This is a genomic window from Streptomyces syringium (genome assembly GCF_017876625.1).
Taxonomy (GTDB): domain Bacteria; phylum Actinomycetota; class Actinomycetes; order Streptomycetales; family Streptomycetaceae; genus Streptomyces; species Streptomyces syringius.
The window spans coordinates 3,383,543-3,401,065 of sequence record NZ_JAGIOH010000001.1; the positions used below are offsets into that span (position 1 = coordinate 3,383,543).

Consider the following 17,523-nt stretch of genomic DNA (forward strand, 5'->3'; position numbering starts at 1 on the left):
GGTGCGGGCCGGCGGAGCCGGGAGCGGTGGAAGGCGTCAGGCCGTCGCGGCCGGGCCGGCCAGAACCTCCAGGTAGTGCCGGTTGTACATGACGCCGAGGATGTTCCCGAAAGGATCGACGACGGAGGCGGTGACGAACCCCTCGCCGCGTTCGATCGGCGGCTGGTACTCCTTGGCGCCCATGGACAACAGCTTCTCGACCGTGGCCTCCAAGTCGTCGACGTGCCAGTACATGAGCGCACCGGCCGGGCGGGCGGTCGCACCCTCGGGGGCGAAGCGGCTGTCGATCAGGCCCAGCTCGTGCTGGTAGTCGCCGATGCGGAACTCGGCATAACCCGGACGTTCGAAGTACGGCTCGATCCCCAGCAGCTCGGCGTACCAGCGCTTGGCCGCCTCCAGATCGTCTGCCCAGAAGTTGAGAGTGGTGAGTCCTCGCAACACGGTGCGCTCCCTTCGTTGGCCGATAACCTGAAGGTAGCGGGCCAGTAGGACGGAACACGTCCTAGATGGGCGCCGTAAGGGCATCTGGCCCGCCCGTTCCTCACGCGCTCAACGCGACGCCCTCCCGCAGCTCGAACCAGACCTGCTTTCCGACCAGGTCGAGCCCGTCCCACACCCACGTGACGCCGGAGGCGTGCGACAGCCGCCGTACGAGCATCAGTCCCCTCCCGCCTTCCTCGTCCGCACGCGCCCGACGCGGCCACGGCAGCCTGCGGAGGTCGTCATCCCGGACGGCCACCACGACGTGCTCCGCCCCGACGGTCACCTCCACGGCGAGCACGGGCACGCGCGCGTGCCGCACGACGTTCGTCACGGCGTCCGAGACGCAGACCCGGGCGTTCTCGATCAACGGCCGCCGGTCGGCGGCGACAAGGGCGGCGGAGACGAATTCCCTGGCCAGCCGGGCGGAGGTCGGCACGGCGGGGGCGACGAGCCGGTAGGTCATCGGCCCGCCTCCGCGTGGTGGACGGGACGGCGGACGACGTCGAAACCGTGGGCTGTCGCCCAGAGGCCGTACGGGCTCGCCGGGGGCGGTGGCGCGACGGCGCGCGTGATGCCGGCTGAGCGGCGGGGGAACGGGGCTCTCGCCCAGCGGGTCCAACGACGGATAAAGTCAGGCATGTTGACGCTCCTCGTAAGCGTTGGCCATGCCCCCGGGCCGTTCACAGCGGTCGCGGGGGTCCTTCGACCATCACAGAGTGCCGACACACCAAGGCCGGAACTATCAGAGGTTGTTGATAGCCCCGGCCTATGGATTGCCGGCGGTCACATTCCCAGCCACGCCCCATAGTTGCTGAACGTGTCCGGCATCCGCCGCTTCGCCGACTCCAGGCCTGCGTACGTCTCTCGCACCGTCGGGTGGTAGCGAGTCTGCTGGGGCGCCAGCTTGCGGGCCTTCTGCAGGTTCTTGAATGCGGCGTCCGTTCGGCCCGTCCACAATTGGGCTCGCGCCACCTCGGAATAGTGGTGCGCCAGCCGGGAGGGAGGCCACCCTTCGGGGATCGCCGTCTCCTGGGCGATCCTCACGGCTTCCGGATACTGATCCAGTTCGGCGAGCACACTCACACGGTGCACGCCGACATTGGTCGGCCCGAACGAAAGCCAATGGACCTTCTCAGCCGGCCCCGTCCGCGCCGCGATGCGCTGGGCTTCGTCCAGGTGCCCCTCGGCCGCGCCCTCGTCCTTGTCGCGGCCCGCCAGCACGGCGGCACCCAAGTGGAGCTGCCCCGTCACCACGTCGCGCACTCTGCCAGCCTCGGCCTGTTCCAGGACAGCCATGCTCTGGCGGATGAGCCGCTTGCCGGTTCGGTATTCACTGGCACGCAGATAAGCCAGGGCCCGTAGGTACTGGCGCATCCCGCCCAGGATCGGATCCGAGGCCCGTTGAGCAGCCCACTCCAGCCGGTCCAGCGCGATCGTGCAGAGATCCAGGAAACCGAGCTTCGTCGTGACGTCGTAGGCGGTCCGGTAAGTGCTGGCAAGCACCTGCCAGCTGCGATCAGTGGGGGAAGCGTGCGCCGCCGTCGTGGCTTCACAGATCAGACCCGGTAGGTCTGCGGCGACCTGCTTGATGTTCGTGACCCGAACCAGTGCGCACAGCTTTTCGGCGTGTGCCTCCAACTCATGGAACGGGCGCGGGGACACGTCCGGATCCCGCCCGAGGTCGTACACATTCAGCGCCTCACGGATCGGCTGGATCAGTCCGTCCAGTTGATCCTGGCGCAATTCCTCAAGGTACGGCTGCCCGGTCAATTCGGTGACGGGAACCGAAAGGGCACGGGCGAGAGACCCGATCGCTGAAGGGCTCGCGGGCAGTACGCCCTGCTCGACCTTGGTGATGGTGCTGTACGAAACGTGGGACAAGTCGGCAAGTTCGCGCTGCGTCAGCCGACGTACTTTGCGCGCGTGCGCGATGCGTGTACCGGTGTGCTCGTCAATGTACGGGGGCATGGGGAGCTCCGTTCTGACTGGACATCTGAACGGTACCGCTGCCCCGTCGCGGGGGAACGACGAACGGCCCCCGCTTCCGCGGGGGCCGTTCGTTCTCCGAGCTACGTCATCACCTCGCCGGGCATGGCAAGTCAGGCCGGGTCCGGTTCGGTGCGCACGTCACCAAGGCCAGGGACAGGAACAGTGGCTGCCTCAGGTAGAAGCCCAGAGAGACATCTCCGCCCCACATCAGTCGTTCCACTGCGGAGGCCACGCAGGCCACTGAGAACTCGGCGCCCCGATCGCGGGCGAAGGCGAAGCGCGGGGCGTACTCCATGAGCCGTCGCCCCAGCCATTCCCCCGCCTCCTTGGGCTCCTCCCACGTCCCACGAATCCGCGCAGGCGGCTTCACGAGCCACAGGACCGTTTCGATCGGCGGAACCTCGGTGCCCCTCCACTCCACAGCTGCCTCACGGCGCCTTTGGACAACATCAGGGTGGCTCGTGGAGGTCGGCTCCTCTGCCGGGAGCGGGCGCCGAACGCTCTCCCTGTCGTACACCGCCTTCTCCCCCACCCACAGGTACCCGTGAACGTGCACAGGCACTGCCCGGCCGATCAAGCCAACAGGTCGAACTCGCCCGCCTTGGCCCCCGCCAGGAAGTCACCCCACTCCTGCGGTGTGAACTGCATGACGACCTCGGTCTTGGTGTCGCGCAACGCGACGATCCCGGGAACGTTTGTGGCGACCTCGACGCATCCCTCGGTGCACGGACCTCCGCACGCAGCGGCGGCGTGGAACTCGTACTGCGCCATGGGTTCCTCCTTCGTAGATTCTCGCGGCTTCGTCGTTCGCCCTACCAGGGACGCTAGGGGCGGGAAGGAGGCCGCCTCCACGTTCTTGCACGAGATTGCACGCGCGCTACCCGAGCGAGTTGATGGCCCCGGTGATGAGCGCACGGGCCTTCACCCCGTACACAGCGAGTTCCGACAGCCCGGAGAACGCCTTGGCGTAGAGGGCGATCTCGCTGGGGGACGTGACGTTCACAGCCGCGGTCAGCAGTTCCACGCTCACTCGACGGTCGTCGAAGAGGTAGAACGCTTCCAGCGGCCACACTCGACGCCGAGCGTCGGAGGGAATGACGCCGAGGCTCACGTTCGGCAGGGCCATGACCGCGAGCAGGTAGCCGAGTTGCCCTGCCATCGTCTCGGCGTCACCGACGCGATATCGAAGCACCGTCTCCTCGATGAGCAGCGCGAACCGGTGGTTGCCCTGATGGACGACTTCGGAGCGCTCGATACGGGAAGCGGCCGCCTCGGGTGAGTCGTCAGGGGTGCCTTGGAACGCGGCGATGGTGGACAGCAGGGCGGCTGCGTAGGACTCCGTCTGGACCATGCCGGGAATGACGTTGGAGCAGTACACCCTGAACAGACGCGTGCCCCGGTACAGGGGAACAATCTCCTCCTGCGCCCTGCGCATCCCGTGCCTGTGCAGCTTCTTCCAGTGGACATACATCTGATCGGCCTGGCGATTGGCAGCGATCAGGTCCGCGACCTGGCTTTCACCTCCGCAGGCGGTGCACCACGCCCGAATGTCGGCGTCGGACGGCGGTGTCCTCGCATTTTCGATGCGCGAAGACTTCGCAGGGCTCCAGCCGCACCGACGAGCCAGCTCATGTCCGGTCAGCTCCGCATCGATACGCATATCCCGAAGCCGGGCAGCGATGACTTCGCGCGCGGCTTGGGCACTGGACGAGGAGGACACGGACACGAGTCAGCTTTCGGTGGTTCGTGGTTCAGATCGAATATTTCTCGTGGGGGGTCCCGCGCTCCCATACGGCCTCGAAGGCTGCTGCGGCAAGCCGTACGACCGCCGGCTCGGTACGCACCTCCCACCCAGGTTCGGACCAGCTTCCCTCACCGGTGAAGTGGTTGAACAGAACGGTCTCGTCGTCGAAGACCCAGCAATCGTTGCCTGGCAGTGCGATGTCCGACGCGTGTCGCCTGGGCAGCCAGCGGACTTGCTCACCCGCCTGAAGATTGACGACGGTACCCGCGTGCTCGTACTTGATGTAGTCGGTCACCGGCTCGGAGACCACACGGGCACGACGGACTGCAACGCCCCTGGCGACAGTCCGCTGAATGAGGTCTACCCACGGCGCCCAATAGTCGGACGTCGGGTCGATATCGCGTTCCCCCGTACGCGCCCAGCGCTCGAAGTCCTGAGCCTCATCCCCTACCCCGTACACGTCCCGCATTTCCAGGTGCACGGCGGAGCGTTTGGCCGAAGCCAGCAGCTCGTCAAAGCCCGGCTCGTTCTGCGACATCACATGCCTCCCTCAGCATGGGCACCATTCGGACCGGAATCCGGATCACCGCTTCGTGGGGCGGAATCCCGGGCGCGTGCCCCGGAATCACTGTGGCCTCGCACTGGGCCTTGAGCTCTTCGTATGCCTCCGGTTTTGGGCTTGGGCGCTTACGCCAACTTGCACGAGCGTGCTCGCGATGAGCGCCTCCGTCAAGAGCGCGAAGCTCGACTTACGTCAGCAGAGCGGCACCCCGCCCCGTCGCGGGGGAACGACGAACGGCCCTGCCTCGCAGGGCCGTTCGTCCCCTCACCCCACAGCCGTCAGCGGCCGGCCCGCAGGCCCGCGATCAGCCAATCCATCGCCGGACCCATGCTCGGCTCCGGCCAGCCGTTGATCACGGCGATCAGCCGCCAGTACCGCTCGAACCGTGAGTCGTTGCCGATCTCCATCCGTTCCAGCAGCCAGGACCGGAACTCCGGGCCGTCCTCACGGCCCGACAGCTCCGCGCTCCGGGCCACCAGCTCGTCGACCACCGGGCGCGCCTCCTCGGAGGTCGGCTCGACGCCGGACTCCTGAGCCCGGGTGGTCCGCTCCCTGATCAGGTCCGCCAGCCGACGGGCATCCTCCGGAGCGGGCGCCCCGGCCTCCGTACGGGACCGGAGCTGGTCGACGGCGGCCTTGCGCATTCCGGCACGGAAATCGGCGTCCTGGACCAGCTCCGCCAGCTCCACCCAGGCGTCGATCTGCTCGGGCGCCGGGTCCTCCGGCAGCTCCGGCATCGCGCTGCGCATGGTGGCCAGGAATTCGGCATCGACGTCGAGGCCGTCGAAGGAGTGGTCGATGAAGTCGTGGATCAGGCGGCGGCGTTCCTGATCGGAGAGATTCGCGAGCTTGTGCATGAGTTCCATCTCCTCGGGTGTGGACCCGCGTCCGGCTACCGCTCGCAGGACGGCCTGGCGCAGCCGCAACGTGCGGATCTGCACGTCGAGCGCCTCGGCGTGTACGGCCGCGACCTCGGCGACGGTGATCTCGCGCTCCAGCACCCGCTGGATGACGGCGAGACCGACACCGAGTTCGCGCAGCGTACGGACGAGGCCGAGCCGGGCCAGGGCGTCCTGCCCGTAGAGGCGGTAGCCGGCGGGCGTACGGTCGGTCGGCGGCACCACTCCCGCATCGGACCAGAACCGGATGGTCTTGACCGAAAGACCGGTCAGCCGGGCCAGGTCACCGATGGAATGGACGGCGTCGTCGTCCATGTCCGTCACCTTGATGTCTCCCGTCGCTGGAGAGTCAACACCGGGGCGCGCACCCGACGGCGTGCGGCCCGCCGGACGAGCCGCGCCCCCGGAACGTCCCTACCCCTCCGCGATCACCACCGCCGACGCCACCCCCGCGTCATGGCTCAGCGAGATGTGCCAGGAGCGCACCCCCAGGGCCTCCGCGCACGCGGCCACCGTGCCCGTGACCGTCAGGCTCGGGCGGCCGCTGTCCGCCGTGGTGACCTCCGCGTCCGTCCAGAGCAGGCCCGCCGGGGCGCCGAGGGCCTTGGCCAGGGCCTCCTTCGCGGCGAAGCGGGCCGCCAGGGAGGCGATGCCGCGGCGCTCGCCGCTCGGCAGGTACAGCTCGGCCTCGACGAACAGGCGGTCGGCGAGGCTCGGCGTGCGCTGGAGGGCCGCGTCGAAGCGTTCGATCTCGGCTACGTCGATACCGACGCCGATGATCATTCGACCGTCACCGACTTGGCCAGGTTGCGCGGCTGGTCGACCTCGTTGCCCCGGGCCGTGGCCAGCTCGCAGGCGAAGACCTGCAAGGGGACCGTCGCGACCAGCGGTTGCAGCAGCACCGGCGTGGCCGGGATCTCGATGAGGTGGTCGGCGTACGGGCGTACCGCCTCGTCACCGCGCTCGGCGATGACGATCGTACGGGCGCCCCGGGCCCTGATCTCCTGGATGTTCGAGACGATCTTGTCGTGGAGGACCGACCGGCCGCGGGGGGACGGGACGACCACGACCACCGGCAGGTCGTCCTCGATCAGGGCGATGGGCCCGTGCTTCAGCTCGCCCGCCGCGAAGCCCTCGGCGTGCATGTAGGCGAGCTCCTTGAGCTTCAGGGCGCCTTCCAGGGCGACCGGGTAGCCGACGTGCCGGCCGAGGAAGAGCACCGTGTTCTTGTCGGCCAGGGAGCGGGCCAGCTCGCGGACCGGCTCCATGGTCTCCAGGACCTCCTCCACCTGGGTGGCGATGGCCGACAGCTCGTGGACGACGGAGACGATCTCGTCGCCCCACTTGGTGCCGCGCACCTGGCCCAGGTAGAGGGCGACGAGGTAGCAGGCCACCAGCTGCGTCAGGAACGCCTTTGTGGACGCGACGGCGACTTCCGGGCCCGCGTGGGTGTAGAGCACGGCGTCGGACTCGCGGGGGATCGTCGAGCCGTTCGTGTTGCAGATCGCGAGGACCTTCGCGCCCTGTTCCCGGGCGTGCCGCAGGGCCATCAGGGTGTCCATCGTCTCGCCGGACTGGCTGATGGCGATCACCAGCGTGCGTTGGTCCAGGATCGGGTCGCGGTAGCGGAACTCGCTCGCCAGCTCCGTCTCGCAGGGGACGCGCGTCCAGTGCTCGATGGCGTACTTGGCGATCATGCCCGCGTGGTACGCCGTGCCGCACGCCACGATGACGACCTTGTCGACCTCGCGCAGTACGGACGCGGGGATGCGGACCTCGTCCAGCAGCAGCGCGCCGGACGCGTCGATCCGGCCCAGCAGCGTGTCCGCGACCGCCTTCGGCTGCTCGGCGATCTCCTTCAGCATGAAGTAGTCGTAGCCGCCCTTCTCGGCGGCGGAGGCGTCCCAGTCCACGTGGTACGCCCGGACGTCCGCGGGGGCGCCGTCGAAGTCCGTGACGGTCACGCCGTCCCGGCGCAGCTCCACGACCTGGTCCTGGCCGAGCTCGATCGCCTCGCGGGTGTGGGCGATGAAGGCGGCGACGTCGGAGGCGAGGAAGTGCTCGCCGTCACCGACGCCGACGACCAGGGGCGAATTGCGACGGGCGCCGACGACCACGTCCGGGTCGTCGGCGTGCACCGCGACGAGCGTGAAGGCGCCCTCCAGGCGGCGGCACACCTGCCGCATGGACTCGGCGAGGTCGCCGCAGGAGGAGAAGGCCTCGGCGAGCAGGTGGGCGACGACCTCGGTGTCGGTCTCGGAGCCCAGGGTGTGGCCGCGCTCTGCCAGCTCGGCACGGAGCCCGGCGAAGTTCTCGATGATGCCGTTGTGGACCACCGCGACGCGCCCGGCGTTGTCCAGGTGCGGGTGGGCGTTGGCGTCGGTGGGACCGCCGTGGGTGGCCCACCGGGTGTGGCCGATGCCGGTCGGGCCGGACGGCAGCGGCCGCTCGGCCAGCTCCTTCTCCAGATTGGCGAGCTTGCCCGCCTTCTTCGCGGCGGCGAGACCGCCGTCGGCCAGCACCGCGACCCCGGCCGAGTCATAGCCGCGGTACTCCAGGCGCTTCAGGCCCGCCAATACGACGTCGAGGGCGCACTGCCCTCCCACATAGCCAACGATTCCGCACATGGAGTGCAGCGTAAGGCCCAGGACTCAACGGCCGCGGTCGATCCGGTCGATGGCTTCCTGGACGAGTTCGAGGTACTCGACCTCCTCGCAGCGCGGCTTGCTGCCCAGCTCGTACACGGCCAGGCAGTCCTCCAGGTCCTGACCGAGGTCCTCGTCCGGCAGCTCGTCGGTCAGCTCGCTCTTCACCTGGTCGGCGAAGGCGGACCGGTCGGTGCCGCAGCCGTGGGGGGCGTGGCGTCCGTGACGGCGGCGCAGGGATCTGAGAGCGAACACGGTGTCCCTCTGAGGGTGGGGGGCTCCGGTGGCAGTGGGGCGTCCGGAGTGGCTGGAACGTAGCTCCGACCCACCGGTAGGTACAGGGAATGAGGCCGAACGTCACCCGCTTGTGTCCCACAATCCCGCTCCCACACCCCATAAACCCCACAAAGAACACCCGAATCCCACACCTGGACACAGGTCCGGATACGCACCCGGCGCACGCCCGGGGTAACCGCCAGTACGCGCTCCAAGGAGCCCCCGAAGTGAGCCCCGCCCGCCACCCGCGCAGAATGGGCCCGTGCCGACCACCACAGAGCAGCCGCAGCAACGACGCCGCGCCGACTCCTCCCCGTACGTGGATCTGACCCGTGCGGAGTGGAGCGCCCTGCGCGAGAACACCCCGCTGCCGCTGACCGCCGAGGAGGTCGAGCGGCTGCGCGGGCTCGGCGACGTCATCGACCTGGACGAGGTCCGGGACGTCTACCTCCCGCTCTCCCGGCTGCTCAACCTCTACGTCGGAGCGACCAGCGAGCTGCGCGGCGCCCTGAACACCTTCCTGGGCGACGTGGGCGGCGGCCACGGCTCCCAGCCGGGCACGCCCTTCGTCATAGGCGTCGCGGGCAGCGTCGCGGTCGGCAAGTCGACCACCGCCCGACTGCTCCAGGCGCTGCTGGCCCGCTGGCCCGAGCACCCGCGCGTCGAGCTGGTCACCACGGACGGCTTCCTGCTGCCCAACGCCGAGCTCCAGCGGCGCGGCCTGATGTCCCGCAAGGGCTTCCCCGAGTCCTACGACCGGCGCGCCCTGACCCGCTTCGTCGCGGACGTGAAGGCCGGCAAGGCGGAAGTGACCGCCCCGGTCTACTCCCACCTGATCTACGACATCGTGCCCGACGAGCGGCTGACCGTGCACCGCCCGGACATCCTGATCATCGAGGGCCTCAACGTCCTCCAGCCGGCGCTGCCCGGCAGCGACGGCCGCACCCGCGTCGGGCTGGCCGACTTCTTCGACTTCAGCGTGTACGTCGACGCGCGGGCCGACGACATCGAGCGCTGGTACTACGAGCGCTTCCGGAAGCTGCGCGCGACGGCCTTCCAGGACCCCGACTCGTACTTCCGCAGGTACACCCAGGTCTCCGAGGAGGAGGCCCTGGACTACGCCCGGCGGAACTGGCGCACCATCAACAAGCCGAACCTGCTGGAGAATGTGGCTCCCACCCGCGGACGGTCGAACCTGATCCTCCGCAAGGGGCCCGACCACAAGGTGCAGCGGCTCTCTCTGCGGAAACTCTAGAAAAGACACTCATGCTGCATCTGCGGATGATCACCCCGCCCGACCGCACCGACGAGATCGTCGAGCTGCTGGAGCGGACCATCGGCGTCACCCATGTGGCCGTACTCGCCAAGGCGGCCCGTCATCCGCGGGGCGACATCGTGCTGTGCGACGTGGCCCGCGAGGCCGCCGACGGGCTGCTGGCCCGGCTGCGGGCGACCGGGCTGCCGGACGTCGGCTCGATCTCGGTCGACGACGTGGGGCTGATGCTCTCCCGGCGCGCGGAGGAGGCCGAGGAGGAGGCGCCCGGCGACGGCGCGGACGCGGTGGTCTGGGAGTCGCTGGTCGAGGAGACGCACGAGGAGTCGACGCTCAGCATCACCTTCCTGGCGTTCCTGACCGTCGCGACGATGCTCGCCGCCTGCGGCGTGATCATGGACAGCGCGATCCTGATCGTGGGCGCGATGGCGGTCGGCCCGGAGTTCGGCCCGCTGGCCGGGCTCTGCACGGCGATCGTCCGGCGGGCGCCCCGCCTCGCCTGGCGCTCGGTGCTGGCGCTGCTGGTGGGCTTCCCCGTGGCGATGGTGCTGACCGGCGGCTTCAGCCTGCTGATGGACTGGGTCGGGCTCTTCCACGAGGCGAAGTTCCTCGCGGACCGCCCGCAGACCTCGTTCATCTGGCAGCCGGACGCCTTCTCCTTCGTGGTGGCGTTCCTGGCCGGTATCGCCGGGATACTGTCGCTGACCTCGGCGAAGTCGGGCGCGCTGATCGGCGTGGCGATCTCGGTGACGACCGTCCCCGCCGCGGCCAACGCCGCCGTCGCCCTGTCCTACGGCGACTGGTCGGAGACCCGTGGCTCGGCGGTGCAGCTGGCGCTGAACCTGCTGGGGATCATCATGGCGGGGACGTTGACGCTGGTCGCTCAGCGGTTGTTCTGGGCGAATCAGCGGCGGCGCTCCGTGGCGAAATGACTCTTCGCCTGGCGGCTGCTCCCTGATCACCGGGCGGCGGCCGGCGGCCGCGAGCGCCCTGCGGGCGCGTCCTCAAACGCCGGACGGGCTGATTTCAGCTCGTCCGGCGTTTGAGGACACCGCCGCGCAGCGGTGGTGCGCCCCCATCCCGAGCGGGGCCTGGGCAGAGCCCTAAGGCTGCTCAGCCCAAAGCCGACTTGACCACGTCGGCCAGGCTCTGGGCCACCTTCCGCGCCTGCTCGATGTCCGCCGCCTCGACCATGACCCGCACCAGCGGCTCCGTGCCGGACGAACGCAGCAGCACCCGGCCCGTGGCACCCAGCTCGCGCTCGGCGTCGTTGACGGCGGCGGCCAGCTCGGGCGAGGAGCCCACCCGGGACTTGTCGACGTCGCGGACGTTGATCAGGATCTGCGGCAGTCGCTCCATGACCCCGGCCAGCTCCGCCAGCGAGCGGCCGGTGGCGGCGACCCGGGCGGCCAGCATCAGGCCGGTCAGGGTGCCGTCGCCGGTGGTGGCGTGGTCGAGGACGATGACGTGGCCGGACTGCTCGCCGCCCAGGGCGAAGCCGTTCGCCTTCATCTCCTCCAGGACGTACCGGTCACCGACGGAGGTCTGGACGAGGTCGACGCCCTCGCGCTCCATGGCCAGCTTGAAGCCCAGGTTGGACATGACGGTGGCGACCACGGTGTTCTTCCGCAGCGTCCCGGCCTCGCGCATGGCGAGGGCGAGCACGGCGAGGATCTGGTCGCCGTCGACCTCCGCGCCGGTCCCGTCGACCGCGAGGCAGCGGTCGGCGTCACCGTCGTGGGCCACGCCCAGGTCGGCGCCGTGCTCGACGACGGCGGCGCGCAGCTTGCCCAGGTGCGTGGAGCCGCACTCGTGGTTGATGTTGAGGCCGTCGGGGTCGGTACCGATGGTGATCACCTCGGCGCCGGCGCGCGCGAAGGCCTCGGGGGAGACGCGGGAGGCGGCACCGTGGGCGCCGTCGATGACGACCTTGAGGCCGTCCAGGCGGTTGGGCAGCACGCCGATCAGGTGCGCGACGTAATTGTCGAAGCCCTGGTCGTACTCGCGGACGCGGCCGACGCCGGCACCGGTGGGGCGGTCCCAGGGCTCGCCGGAGGCGTGCGCGCGGTAGGTCCGCTCGATGCGATCCTCCAGCTCGTCGGCGAGCTTGTGGCCGCCGCGGGCGAAGAACTTGATGCCGTTGTCGGGCATGGCGTTGTGGCTGGCGGAGAGCATCACGCCGAGGTCGGCGCCGAGCGCGCCGGTCAGATAGGCGACGGCCGGCGTGGGCAGCACGCCCACCCGCAGGACGTCGACGCCCGCGCTGGCGAGCCCGGCCACCACGGCGGCCTCCAGGAACTCCCCGGACGCGCGCGGATCACGGCCGACCACGGCCACCGGCCGATGGCCCTCGAACGTGCCCGCCTCGGCGAGCACATGCGCCGCGGCGACCGACAGGCCGAGCGCCAGCTCCGCCGTCAGGTCGGCGTTGGCGACACCGCGCACACCGTCCGTACCGAAGAGTCGTCCCACTGGTGTCCTCCGTAAAAACGCGGGTGGGGGGAGGGGGTGTCGCCCCCGCAGATGAGGTGTCGGGTCCGGGTCCGGGGCATTGCATCCAGGTATACGCCCCGGGCCGCCGATAGCCGAACGCCCCGGCGGCACGGATCGTGCCGCCGGGGCGTTCGAGCAGAAGCAGCGAAGCCGCTTGTTTAGCGCTTGCTGTACTGCGGAGCCTTGCGGGCCTTCTTGAGACCGGCCTTCTTGCGCTCGACCGCACGGTCGTCGCGCGAGAGGAAGCCGGCCTTCTTCAGCGGGCCGCGGTTGTTGTCCACGTCCGCCTCGTTGAGCGCACGGGCCACGCCGAGGCGCAGGGCGCCGGCCTGGCCGGACACGCCGCCACCCGAGATGCGGGCGATGACGTCGTAGCGGTCGTCGAGCTCGAGCACCTTGAAGGGCTCGTTGACTTCCTGCTGGTGCACCTTGTTGGGGAAGTAGTCCTCAAGGGTGCGACCGTTGATCTTCCACTTGCCGGTGCCCGGAACGATCCGGACGCGGGCAATGGCGTTCTTGCGACGGCCCAGGCCGGCGGCCGGCTGCGGGTCGCCGAAGCGGGACGCGAGGGACTCGCTGGTGTACTCGGTCTCCTCGGACTCGAAGGTCGCGTCGCCCGCGAACTCCTCGGTGATGTCCTCGATGGGCGTCTCGGCGGTGGTCTCAGCCACGATTCTCCTCAGATGCTTTCTGTCTGGTTCGGCGGTGGCCGGGACTAGCCCTGCTTGACCTGGGTGATCTCGAACGGAACCGGCTGCTGCGCGGCGTGCGGGTGCTCGCTGCCCGAGTACACCTTCAGCTTCGAGAGCATCTGACGGCCGAGGGAGTTCTTGGGGACCATGCCCTTGATGGCCTTCTCGACGGCCTTCTCGGGGTTCTTGTCGAGCAGCTCGTCGTAACGAACCGAACGCAGACCGCCCGGGAAGCCAGAGTGGCGGTAGGCCATCTTCTGGGTCTTCTTGTTGCCGGACAGGTGAACCTTGTCGGCGTTGATGATGATGACGAAGTCACCCATGTCCATGTGCGGCGCGTACACGGGCTTGTGCTTGCCGCGGAGGAGGTTGGCGGCCTGAGTGGCCAGACGACCCAGGACAACGTCCTGCGCGTCAATGATGTGCCACTGGCGCTGGACATCGCCGGGCTTGGGGCTGAACGTACGCACGGTCGTAGCCTTCGCTTCGTGTGTGAGTGGGTCCTGACAAGGCCACCCGGACGATCACGACAGCCTTGGCCGCACCCGGGGACGCAACCCGAGTACCTGCCGCTGGTCATCGGCCCGGTGGACAAGCGTAAGGGCCCCTCGCGTGAGAACGACCAAGCCAATACGCATAACGAACTGGCAGACTACCGTCCGGCCCCCATCCGGGTCAAAACATGCCCCCGGTGGCTTGCGCCGTGCGGTGCCCGCACGCTAGTGCCCCGTCCGGCGGATCTTTGTGCCGCCTGCGGCGGCGAGCGCCCTGCGGGCGCGTCCCCAAGCGCCGGACGGGCTGGTTTTGGCTGAGCTCAGCCAAAACCAGCCGGGGCACGGCTAACGCTTGCGCGCCACGCGGCCCTCGTCCCAGACCGGCTCGGATACCTCTCGGACGACGCCGTCCGCGCCGAAGACCAGGAAGCGGTCGAAGGAGCGGGCGAACCAGCGGTCGTGCGTGACGGAGAGCACGGTGCCGTCGTAGGACTCCAGGCCCTCCTGGAGGGCCTCCGCGCTCTCCAGGTCGAGGTTGTCGGTCGGCTCGTCGAGAAGCAGGGCCGTGGTGCCGGAGAGCTCCAGCAGCAGGATCTGGAAGCGGGCCTGCTGGCCGCCGGAGAGCCGCTCGAAGAGCTGGTCGCCCTGCTTCTCCAGCTCGTACCGGCGCAGCACGGACATCGCGGCGCCGCGGTCCTTGGCGTTCTCCGTCCACAGGATGTCGACCAGCGTGCGGCCGAGCAGCTCGGGGTGGGCGTGGGTCTGGGCGAAGTGGCCGGCCACGACGCGGGCGCCCAGCTTCCAGGTGCCGGTGTGCTGCACGTGCTCCCCGGCCAGCAGCCGCAGGAAGTGCGACTTGCCGGAGCCGTTCGAACCGAGGACCGCGACCCGCTCGCCGTAGAAGATCTCCAGGTCGAACGGCTTCATGAGGCCGGTCAGCTCCAGCTGCTCGCAGGTCACCGCGCGCACGCCGGTGCGGCCGCCGCGCAGCCGCATCCGGATGTCCTGCTCGCGCGGCGGCTCCGGCGGGGGCCCCGCCTCCTCGAACTTCCGCAGCCGGGTCTGCGCGGCGGCGTAGCGGGAGGCCAGCTCGTGGCTGATGGAAGCGGCCTGGCGGAGGTTGAGCACCAGCTTCTTCAGCTGGGCGTGCTTCTCGTCCCAGCGCCGGCGCAGCTCCTCGAAGCGCGCGAAGCGCTCCTTGCGGGCCTCGTGGTACGTGCCGAATCCGCCGCCGTGCACCCATACGTCCGACCCGGCAGGGCCCGGCTCGACGCTGATGATCTTCTCGGCGGAGCGGGCCAGCAGCTCCCGGTCGTGGCTGACGAAGAGCACGGTCTTCTTCGTCTCGCGCAGCTTCTCCTCCAGCCAGCGCTTGCCGGGTACGTCCAGATAGTTGTCCGGCTCGTCCAGCAGCAGTACCTCGTCGCTGCCGCGCAGCAGCGACTCCAGCACCAGCCGCTTCTGCTCGCCGCCGGAGAGGGTGCGCACCTGGCGCCACTGCGCCTGGTCGTACGGGACGCCGAGGGCGGCCGTGGTGCACATGTCCCAGGTGGTCTCGGCCTCGTAGCCGCGCACCTCGGCCCAGTCGGAGAGGGCTTGGGCGTAGGCCATCTGCGCGGCCTCGTCATCACGCGTCATGATCGCGTGCTCGGCCTCGTCGACGGCCGCGGCGGCCTGCCGGATGCTCGGCCCGGCCACGGAAACCAGCAGGTCACGGACGGTCCGCTCGTCCCGTACGGAGCCCACGAACTGCGGCATCACGCCCAGTCCGCCGGTGACCGACACCGATCCGCCGTGCGGCTGCAGCTCGCCCGCGATCAGCCGCAGCAGCGTGGTCTTGCCCGCGCCGTTCGCCCCGACGAGGGCGACCGCCGCGCCTTCCCCGACCCGGAACGACACATCTCCGAGCAGCACCCTGCCGTCCGGAAGGTAGTACTCCAGATGTCCCGCTTCCACATGTCCCATGCCCGAATTCTCGCCGCTCCCGGGGCGGTGACCAACCGGTTTACGATGCACGCCATGAGCTTTGGGCAGGGAGGGCCGCAAGAGGCCCCCGGGGGATCTCAGCCGCCGACTCCTGGATGGGGTCCGCCGCCGCCGAACTTCACACCGGATCCGCAAGGGCCACCGGGCGGACAGCTGCCGCCGGGCGGGCAGATACCGAGCCCGTACGGCCCGCCGCCCCCGCTCGGGGACGCGTCGACGCCGGACTGGGCGGCGCTCGCCGCCACCACGGAGGCCCGCGGGCGGCGTCGCAAGTGGCTGCTGGTCGGCGGTGGCGTGCTGGCCGCCGGCGCGGTGGCCGGGATCGTGGCGACGGCCGTGGCGAGCTCCGGCAAGGAGTCGGGCAAGAAGCCGCCGTCCGCCGGGAAGCTCCCCCATGGCGGTTCCTCGCCGGAGCCGTCGTTCTCCCCGGTGGCGCCGCCGCCCCCGCCCAATCCGCGGGAGTTCATCGCCAGCGCCGAGAAGGACAAGGCGCCGCTCACCACGAAGTCGCTCTTCCCGCACTCCAAGCCCTCGCTCAACAAGCGCACGTACAAGAAGGTGGCCACCGACACCACCAGCGACTGCGCCTCCGCCGCCCAGGGCGGGCTGGGCTCCGTGCTCAGCGACAACGGCTGCCGCAAGGTGCTGCGCGCCACCTACGTCCGGGACGGGGTCGCCGTCACCGTCGGGGTCGCCGTCTTCGACACCAAGGAAGCGGCCGACAAGGCGAAGTCGCAGTCGACCGGCAATATCGCCGCACTGCCCGACGACGACGGGCCGAGCTTCTGCAAGGGCACCGCCTGCCGTCTGACGGCCAACGCCGAGGGCCGCTACGCCTACTTCACCGTCGCCGGGTACACCAGCGGCAAGGCCGTCGACTCGGACGACACCAAGGCGCGCACCGCCGGGCGGGACGTGTCGGGCTACACCTTCCGGCGCATCATGGCCCGCGCCAACGCCCAGGCCGCGGCCTCGGTGAAGTCGCCGTCGCCCAAGTCGTCCAAGACGGCCAAGGCGGGAGCCGACAACGCAGACAACGCGGACGACTCGGGTGACTCGGGCGACTCGAACAAGAGCGCCTGACGCGAGCGCCCCTTCCCTCCCGGTCGCTCGTGCCTATTCGACGCTGTCCCCCGCCTCGCCGCCCTCCGGCGCCACGAGGGTGGAGGGCGAGGGCGGCGCGGTGGGCACCCGCTCCGCGTTCGCCAGCTTCTCGATCTTCCCGACCTGCGCCTCGACCAGCTCCCTGGGGATCTCCACGCCCTCCGGGTCGGACAGGCTCGTCGCGAAGAACAGCGAGAGATTGCTGCCGGTCCGCACGACGGTGACGAGGCTGGGTGCCTTCTCCGCCGCGTTGGCCAGGCGGTAGGCGACCGCCTCGTCCCCCAGGGACGGCGGCTGAAGCGTCTCGACCGCCTTGAAGGTCTGCTGCTCGCCCTCCCCGGTCGTCATCCCGAAGCCGTCCGCGCAGGCCGCGGCGGCCCGGCGCAGCTGCTTGAGCGTGGCGGCGGCGCCGTCCCGGTCGTAGGCCGAGACGCGGATCGTGCCCAGCAGACCGTCGAAGTGGTGGCCGTCGCCCGCCTTGGCGAAGGTGTTGACCACCGAGGCGGCGGGGGCGGGCTGCGGTCTGGAGCCGAGGAGGGCCACCAGCGGCCGGCAGGGCGCGCTGTCCGTCCGGGGCCTGCCGTGCCCGGCCGTCCCTATCGACGCGCGCTCGATCTGGAAGCCGGGGACCTCTCTCGGCCCCAGCTCGGCGTGTCGGAGCTGGTCGGTGCTGAGCACCCGCCCGGTGTCCCGCCGGTCCCCCTTGGCCTCTTTGTCGTCGACGCGGTCGGGCGCGCCACCGGTGCACCCGGCCGTCAGGGCCAGTGCCGACAGGACTGCCACCGCGGCCACGGAGGCCGCCACCTTCGCTTTCACATCACCCAGCCTCCCAGCGCCCGCCGGGCCCACGACGACGCCACGCCCGGTGCTCGATTACCCGCCG

General features: G+C 70.0%; 18 protein-coding genes. 3 read left to right on the forward strand and 15 right to left on the reverse strand.

Annotated features, from left to right (window positions below; genetic code table 11):
* Window positions 1-36: 36 nt before the first annotated feature.
* From JO379_RS14840 to JO379_RS14885, 10 genes are all read right to left on the reverse strand, one after another.
* Window positions 37-441 (reverse strand): VOC family protein, encoded by a 405-nt coding sequence (locus tag JO379_RS14840; RefSeq protein WP_130879019.1) that lies wholly within the window; start codon window positions 439-441, stop codon window positions 37-39.
* Between the two features lie 100 nt (window positions 442-541).
* A complete protein-coding gene (locus JO379_RS14845) occupies window positions 542-946 on the reverse strand; it encodes an ATP-binding protein (protein WP_209515304.1) in 405 nt (134 codons plus the stop codon).
* Window positions 947-1,266: 320 nt separating this feature from the next.
* Window positions 1,267-2,451 (reverse strand): helix-turn-helix domain-containing protein, encoded by a 1,185-nt coding sequence (locus tag JO379_RS14850; protein ID WP_209515307.1) that lies wholly within the window; start codon window positions 2,449-2,451, stop codon window positions 1,267-1,269.
* A gap of 594 nt (window positions 2,452-3,045) precedes the next feature.
* Window positions 3,046-3,243, reverse strand: coding sequence for a DUF397 domain-containing protein (locus JO379_RS14855; RefSeq protein ID WP_130879015.1), 198 nt, complete (start codon window positions 3,241-3,243; stop codon window positions 3,046-3,048).
* 106 nt (window positions 3,244-3,349) lie between these two features.
* On the reverse strand, window positions 3,350-4,198 hold the full coding sequence (locus JO379_RS14860) for a helix-turn-helix domain-containing protein (RefSeq protein WP_209515310.1): 849 nt from the start codon (window positions 4,196-4,198) through the stop codon (window positions 3,350-3,352).
* Between the two features lie 25 nt (window positions 4,199-4,223).
* The gene (locus JO379_RS14865; protein ID WP_209515313.1) at window positions 4,224-4,754 is read right to left on the reverse strand and encodes a DUF6879 family protein; all 531 of its coding nucleotides are present in this window, start codon (window positions 4,752-4,754) and stop codon (window positions 4,224-4,226) included.
* Window positions 4,755-5,056: 302 nt separating this feature from the next.
* Window positions 5,057-5,992 carry a MerR family transcriptional regulator gene (locus JO379_RS14870; RefSeq protein ID WP_209515316.1) on the reverse strand — a complete coding sequence of 312 codons (936 nt, stop codon included), beginning with the start codon at window positions 5,990-5,992 and terminating at the stop codon, window positions 5,057-5,059.
* 99 nt (window positions 5,993-6,091) lie between these two features.
* Window positions 6,092-6,460, reverse strand: a complete 369-nt coding sequence (locus tag JO379_RS14875) for a holo-ACP synthase (RefSeq protein WP_130879012.1) — start codon at window positions 6,458-6,460, stop codon at window positions 6,092-6,094.
* Window positions 6,457-8,304, reverse strand: a complete 1,848-nt coding sequence (gene glmS / locus JO379_RS14880; protein WP_130879011.1) for a glutamine--fructose-6-phosphate transaminase (isomerizing) — start codon at window positions 8,302-8,304, stop codon at window positions 6,457-6,459. Before glmS ends, JO379_RS14875 begins: the two co-directional genes overlap by 4 nt.
* A gap of 24 nt (window positions 8,305-8,328) precedes the next feature.
* Window positions 8,329-8,577, reverse strand: a complete 249-nt coding sequence (locus JO379_RS14885; protein WP_130879010.1) for a hypothetical protein — start codon at window positions 8,575-8,577, stop codon at window positions 8,329-8,331.
* Between the two features lie 283 nt (window positions 8,578-8,860).
* Between JO379_RS14885 and coaA the strand changes: the two genes are divergently transcribed.
* Together coaA and JO379_RS14895 are read left to right on the forward strand one after the other, a co-directional pair.
* Window positions 8,861-9,853, forward strand: coding sequence for a type I pantothenate kinase (gene coaA / locus JO379_RS14890; RefSeq protein ID WP_130879009.1), 993 nt, complete (start codon window positions 8,861-8,863; stop codon window positions 9,851-9,853).
* An 11-nt stretch (window positions 9,854-9,864) separates the two neighbouring features.
* Complete coding sequence (locus JO379_RS14895; RefSeq protein ID WP_130879008.1) at window positions 9,865-10,803, forward strand: DUF389 domain-containing protein; 939 nt, start codon at window positions 9,865-9,867, stop codon at window positions 10,801-10,803.
* A 181-nt stretch (window positions 10,804-10,984) separates the two neighbouring features.
* On the opposite strand, the gene glmM is transcribed toward JO379_RS14895, so the two are convergent.
* The 4 genes from glmM to JO379_RS14915 all read right to left on the reverse strand — a co-directional run bounded on the left by glmM (window position 10,985) and on the right by JO379_RS14915 (window position 15,515).
* Entirely contained in the window at window positions 10,985-12,343 is a 1,359-nt protein-coding gene (gene glmM / locus JO379_RS14900; protein WP_130879007.1) for a phosphoglucosamine mutase, read from the reverse strand.
* A gap of 179 nt (window positions 12,344-12,522) precedes the next feature.
* A complete protein-coding gene (gene rpsI, locus JO379_RS14905) occupies window positions 12,523-13,035 on the reverse strand; it encodes a 30S ribosomal protein S9 (RefSeq protein ID WP_130879006.1) in 513 nt (170 codons plus the stop codon).
* Window positions 13,036-13,079: 44 nt separating this feature from the next.
* Window positions 13,080-13,526, reverse strand: coding sequence for a 50S ribosomal protein L13 (rplM, locus tag JO379_RS14910; protein WP_130879005.1), 447 nt, complete (start codon window positions 13,524-13,526; stop codon window positions 13,080-13,082).
* A gap of 369 nt (window positions 13,527-13,895) precedes the next feature.
* Window positions 13,896-15,515: an ABC-F family ATP-binding cassette domain-containing protein gene (locus JO379_RS14915; RefSeq protein WP_130879004.1), complete on the reverse strand. Its 1,620-nt coding sequence runs from the start codon at window positions 15,513-15,515 to the stop codon at window positions 13,896-13,898.
* A 54-nt stretch (window positions 15,516-15,569) separates the two neighbouring features.
* Here JO379_RS14915 and JO379_RS14920 point away from each other — a divergent pair, with 54 nt between their 5' ends.
* Complete coding sequence (locus JO379_RS14920; protein WP_207303947.1) at window positions 15,570-16,619, forward strand: hypothetical protein; 1,050 nt, start codon at window positions 15,570-15,572, stop codon at window positions 16,617-16,619.
* A gap of 33 nt (window positions 16,620-16,652) precedes the next feature.
* Here JO379_RS14920 and JO379_RS14925 read toward each other — a convergent pair whose 3' ends face one another.
* The gene (locus tag JO379_RS14925; protein WP_209515320.1) at window positions 16,653-17,432 is read right to left on the reverse strand and encodes a hypothetical protein; all 780 of its coding nucleotides are present in this window, start codon (window positions 17,430-17,432) and stop codon (window positions 16,653-16,655) included.
* Window positions 17,433-17,523: the final 91 nt, after the last annotated feature.

Bases quoted from the DNA above. Each gene is read 5' to 3' on its own strand.
- JO379_RS14895 (WP_130879008.1), top strand. From the start codon at position 9,865: ATGCTGCATCTGCGGATGATCACCCCGCCCGACCGCACCGACGAGATC.
- JO379_RS14845 (WP_209515304.1), bottom strand. From the start codon at position 946: ATGACCTACCGGCTCGTCGCCCCCGCCGTGCCGACCTCCGCCCGGCTG.
- JO379_RS14920 (WP_207303947.1), top strand. From the start codon at position 15,570: ATGAGCTTTGGGCAGGGAGGGCCGCAAGAGGCCCCCGGGGGATCTCAG.
- JO379_RS14915 (WP_130879004.1), bottom strand. From the start codon at position 15,515: ATGGGACATGTGGAAGCGGGACATCTGGAGTACTACCTTCCGGACGGC.
- JO379_RS14875 (WP_130879012.1), bottom strand. From the start codon at position 6,460: ATGATCATCGGCGTCGGTATCGACGTAGCCGAGATCGAACGCTTCGAC.
- JO379_RS14855 (WP_130879015.1), bottom strand. From the start codon at position 3,243: ATGGCGCAGTACGAGTTCCACGCCGCCGCTGCGTGCGGAGGTCCGTGC.
- JO379_RS14865 (WP_209515313.1), bottom strand. From the start codon at position 4,754: ATGTCGCAGAACGAGCCGGGCTTTGACGAGCTGCTGGCTTCGGCCAAA.
- JO379_RS14870 (WP_209515316.1), bottom strand. From the start codon at position 5,992: ATGGACGACGACGCCGTCCATTCCATCGGTGACCTGGCCCGGCTGACC.
- JO379_RS14850 (WP_209515307.1), bottom strand. From the start codon at position 2,451: ATGCCCCCGTACATTGACGAGCACACCGGTACACGCATCGCGCACGCG.
- glmS (WP_130879011.1), bottom strand. From the start codon at position 8,304: ATGTGCGGAATCGTTGGCTATGTGGGAGGGCAGTGCGCCCTCGACGTC.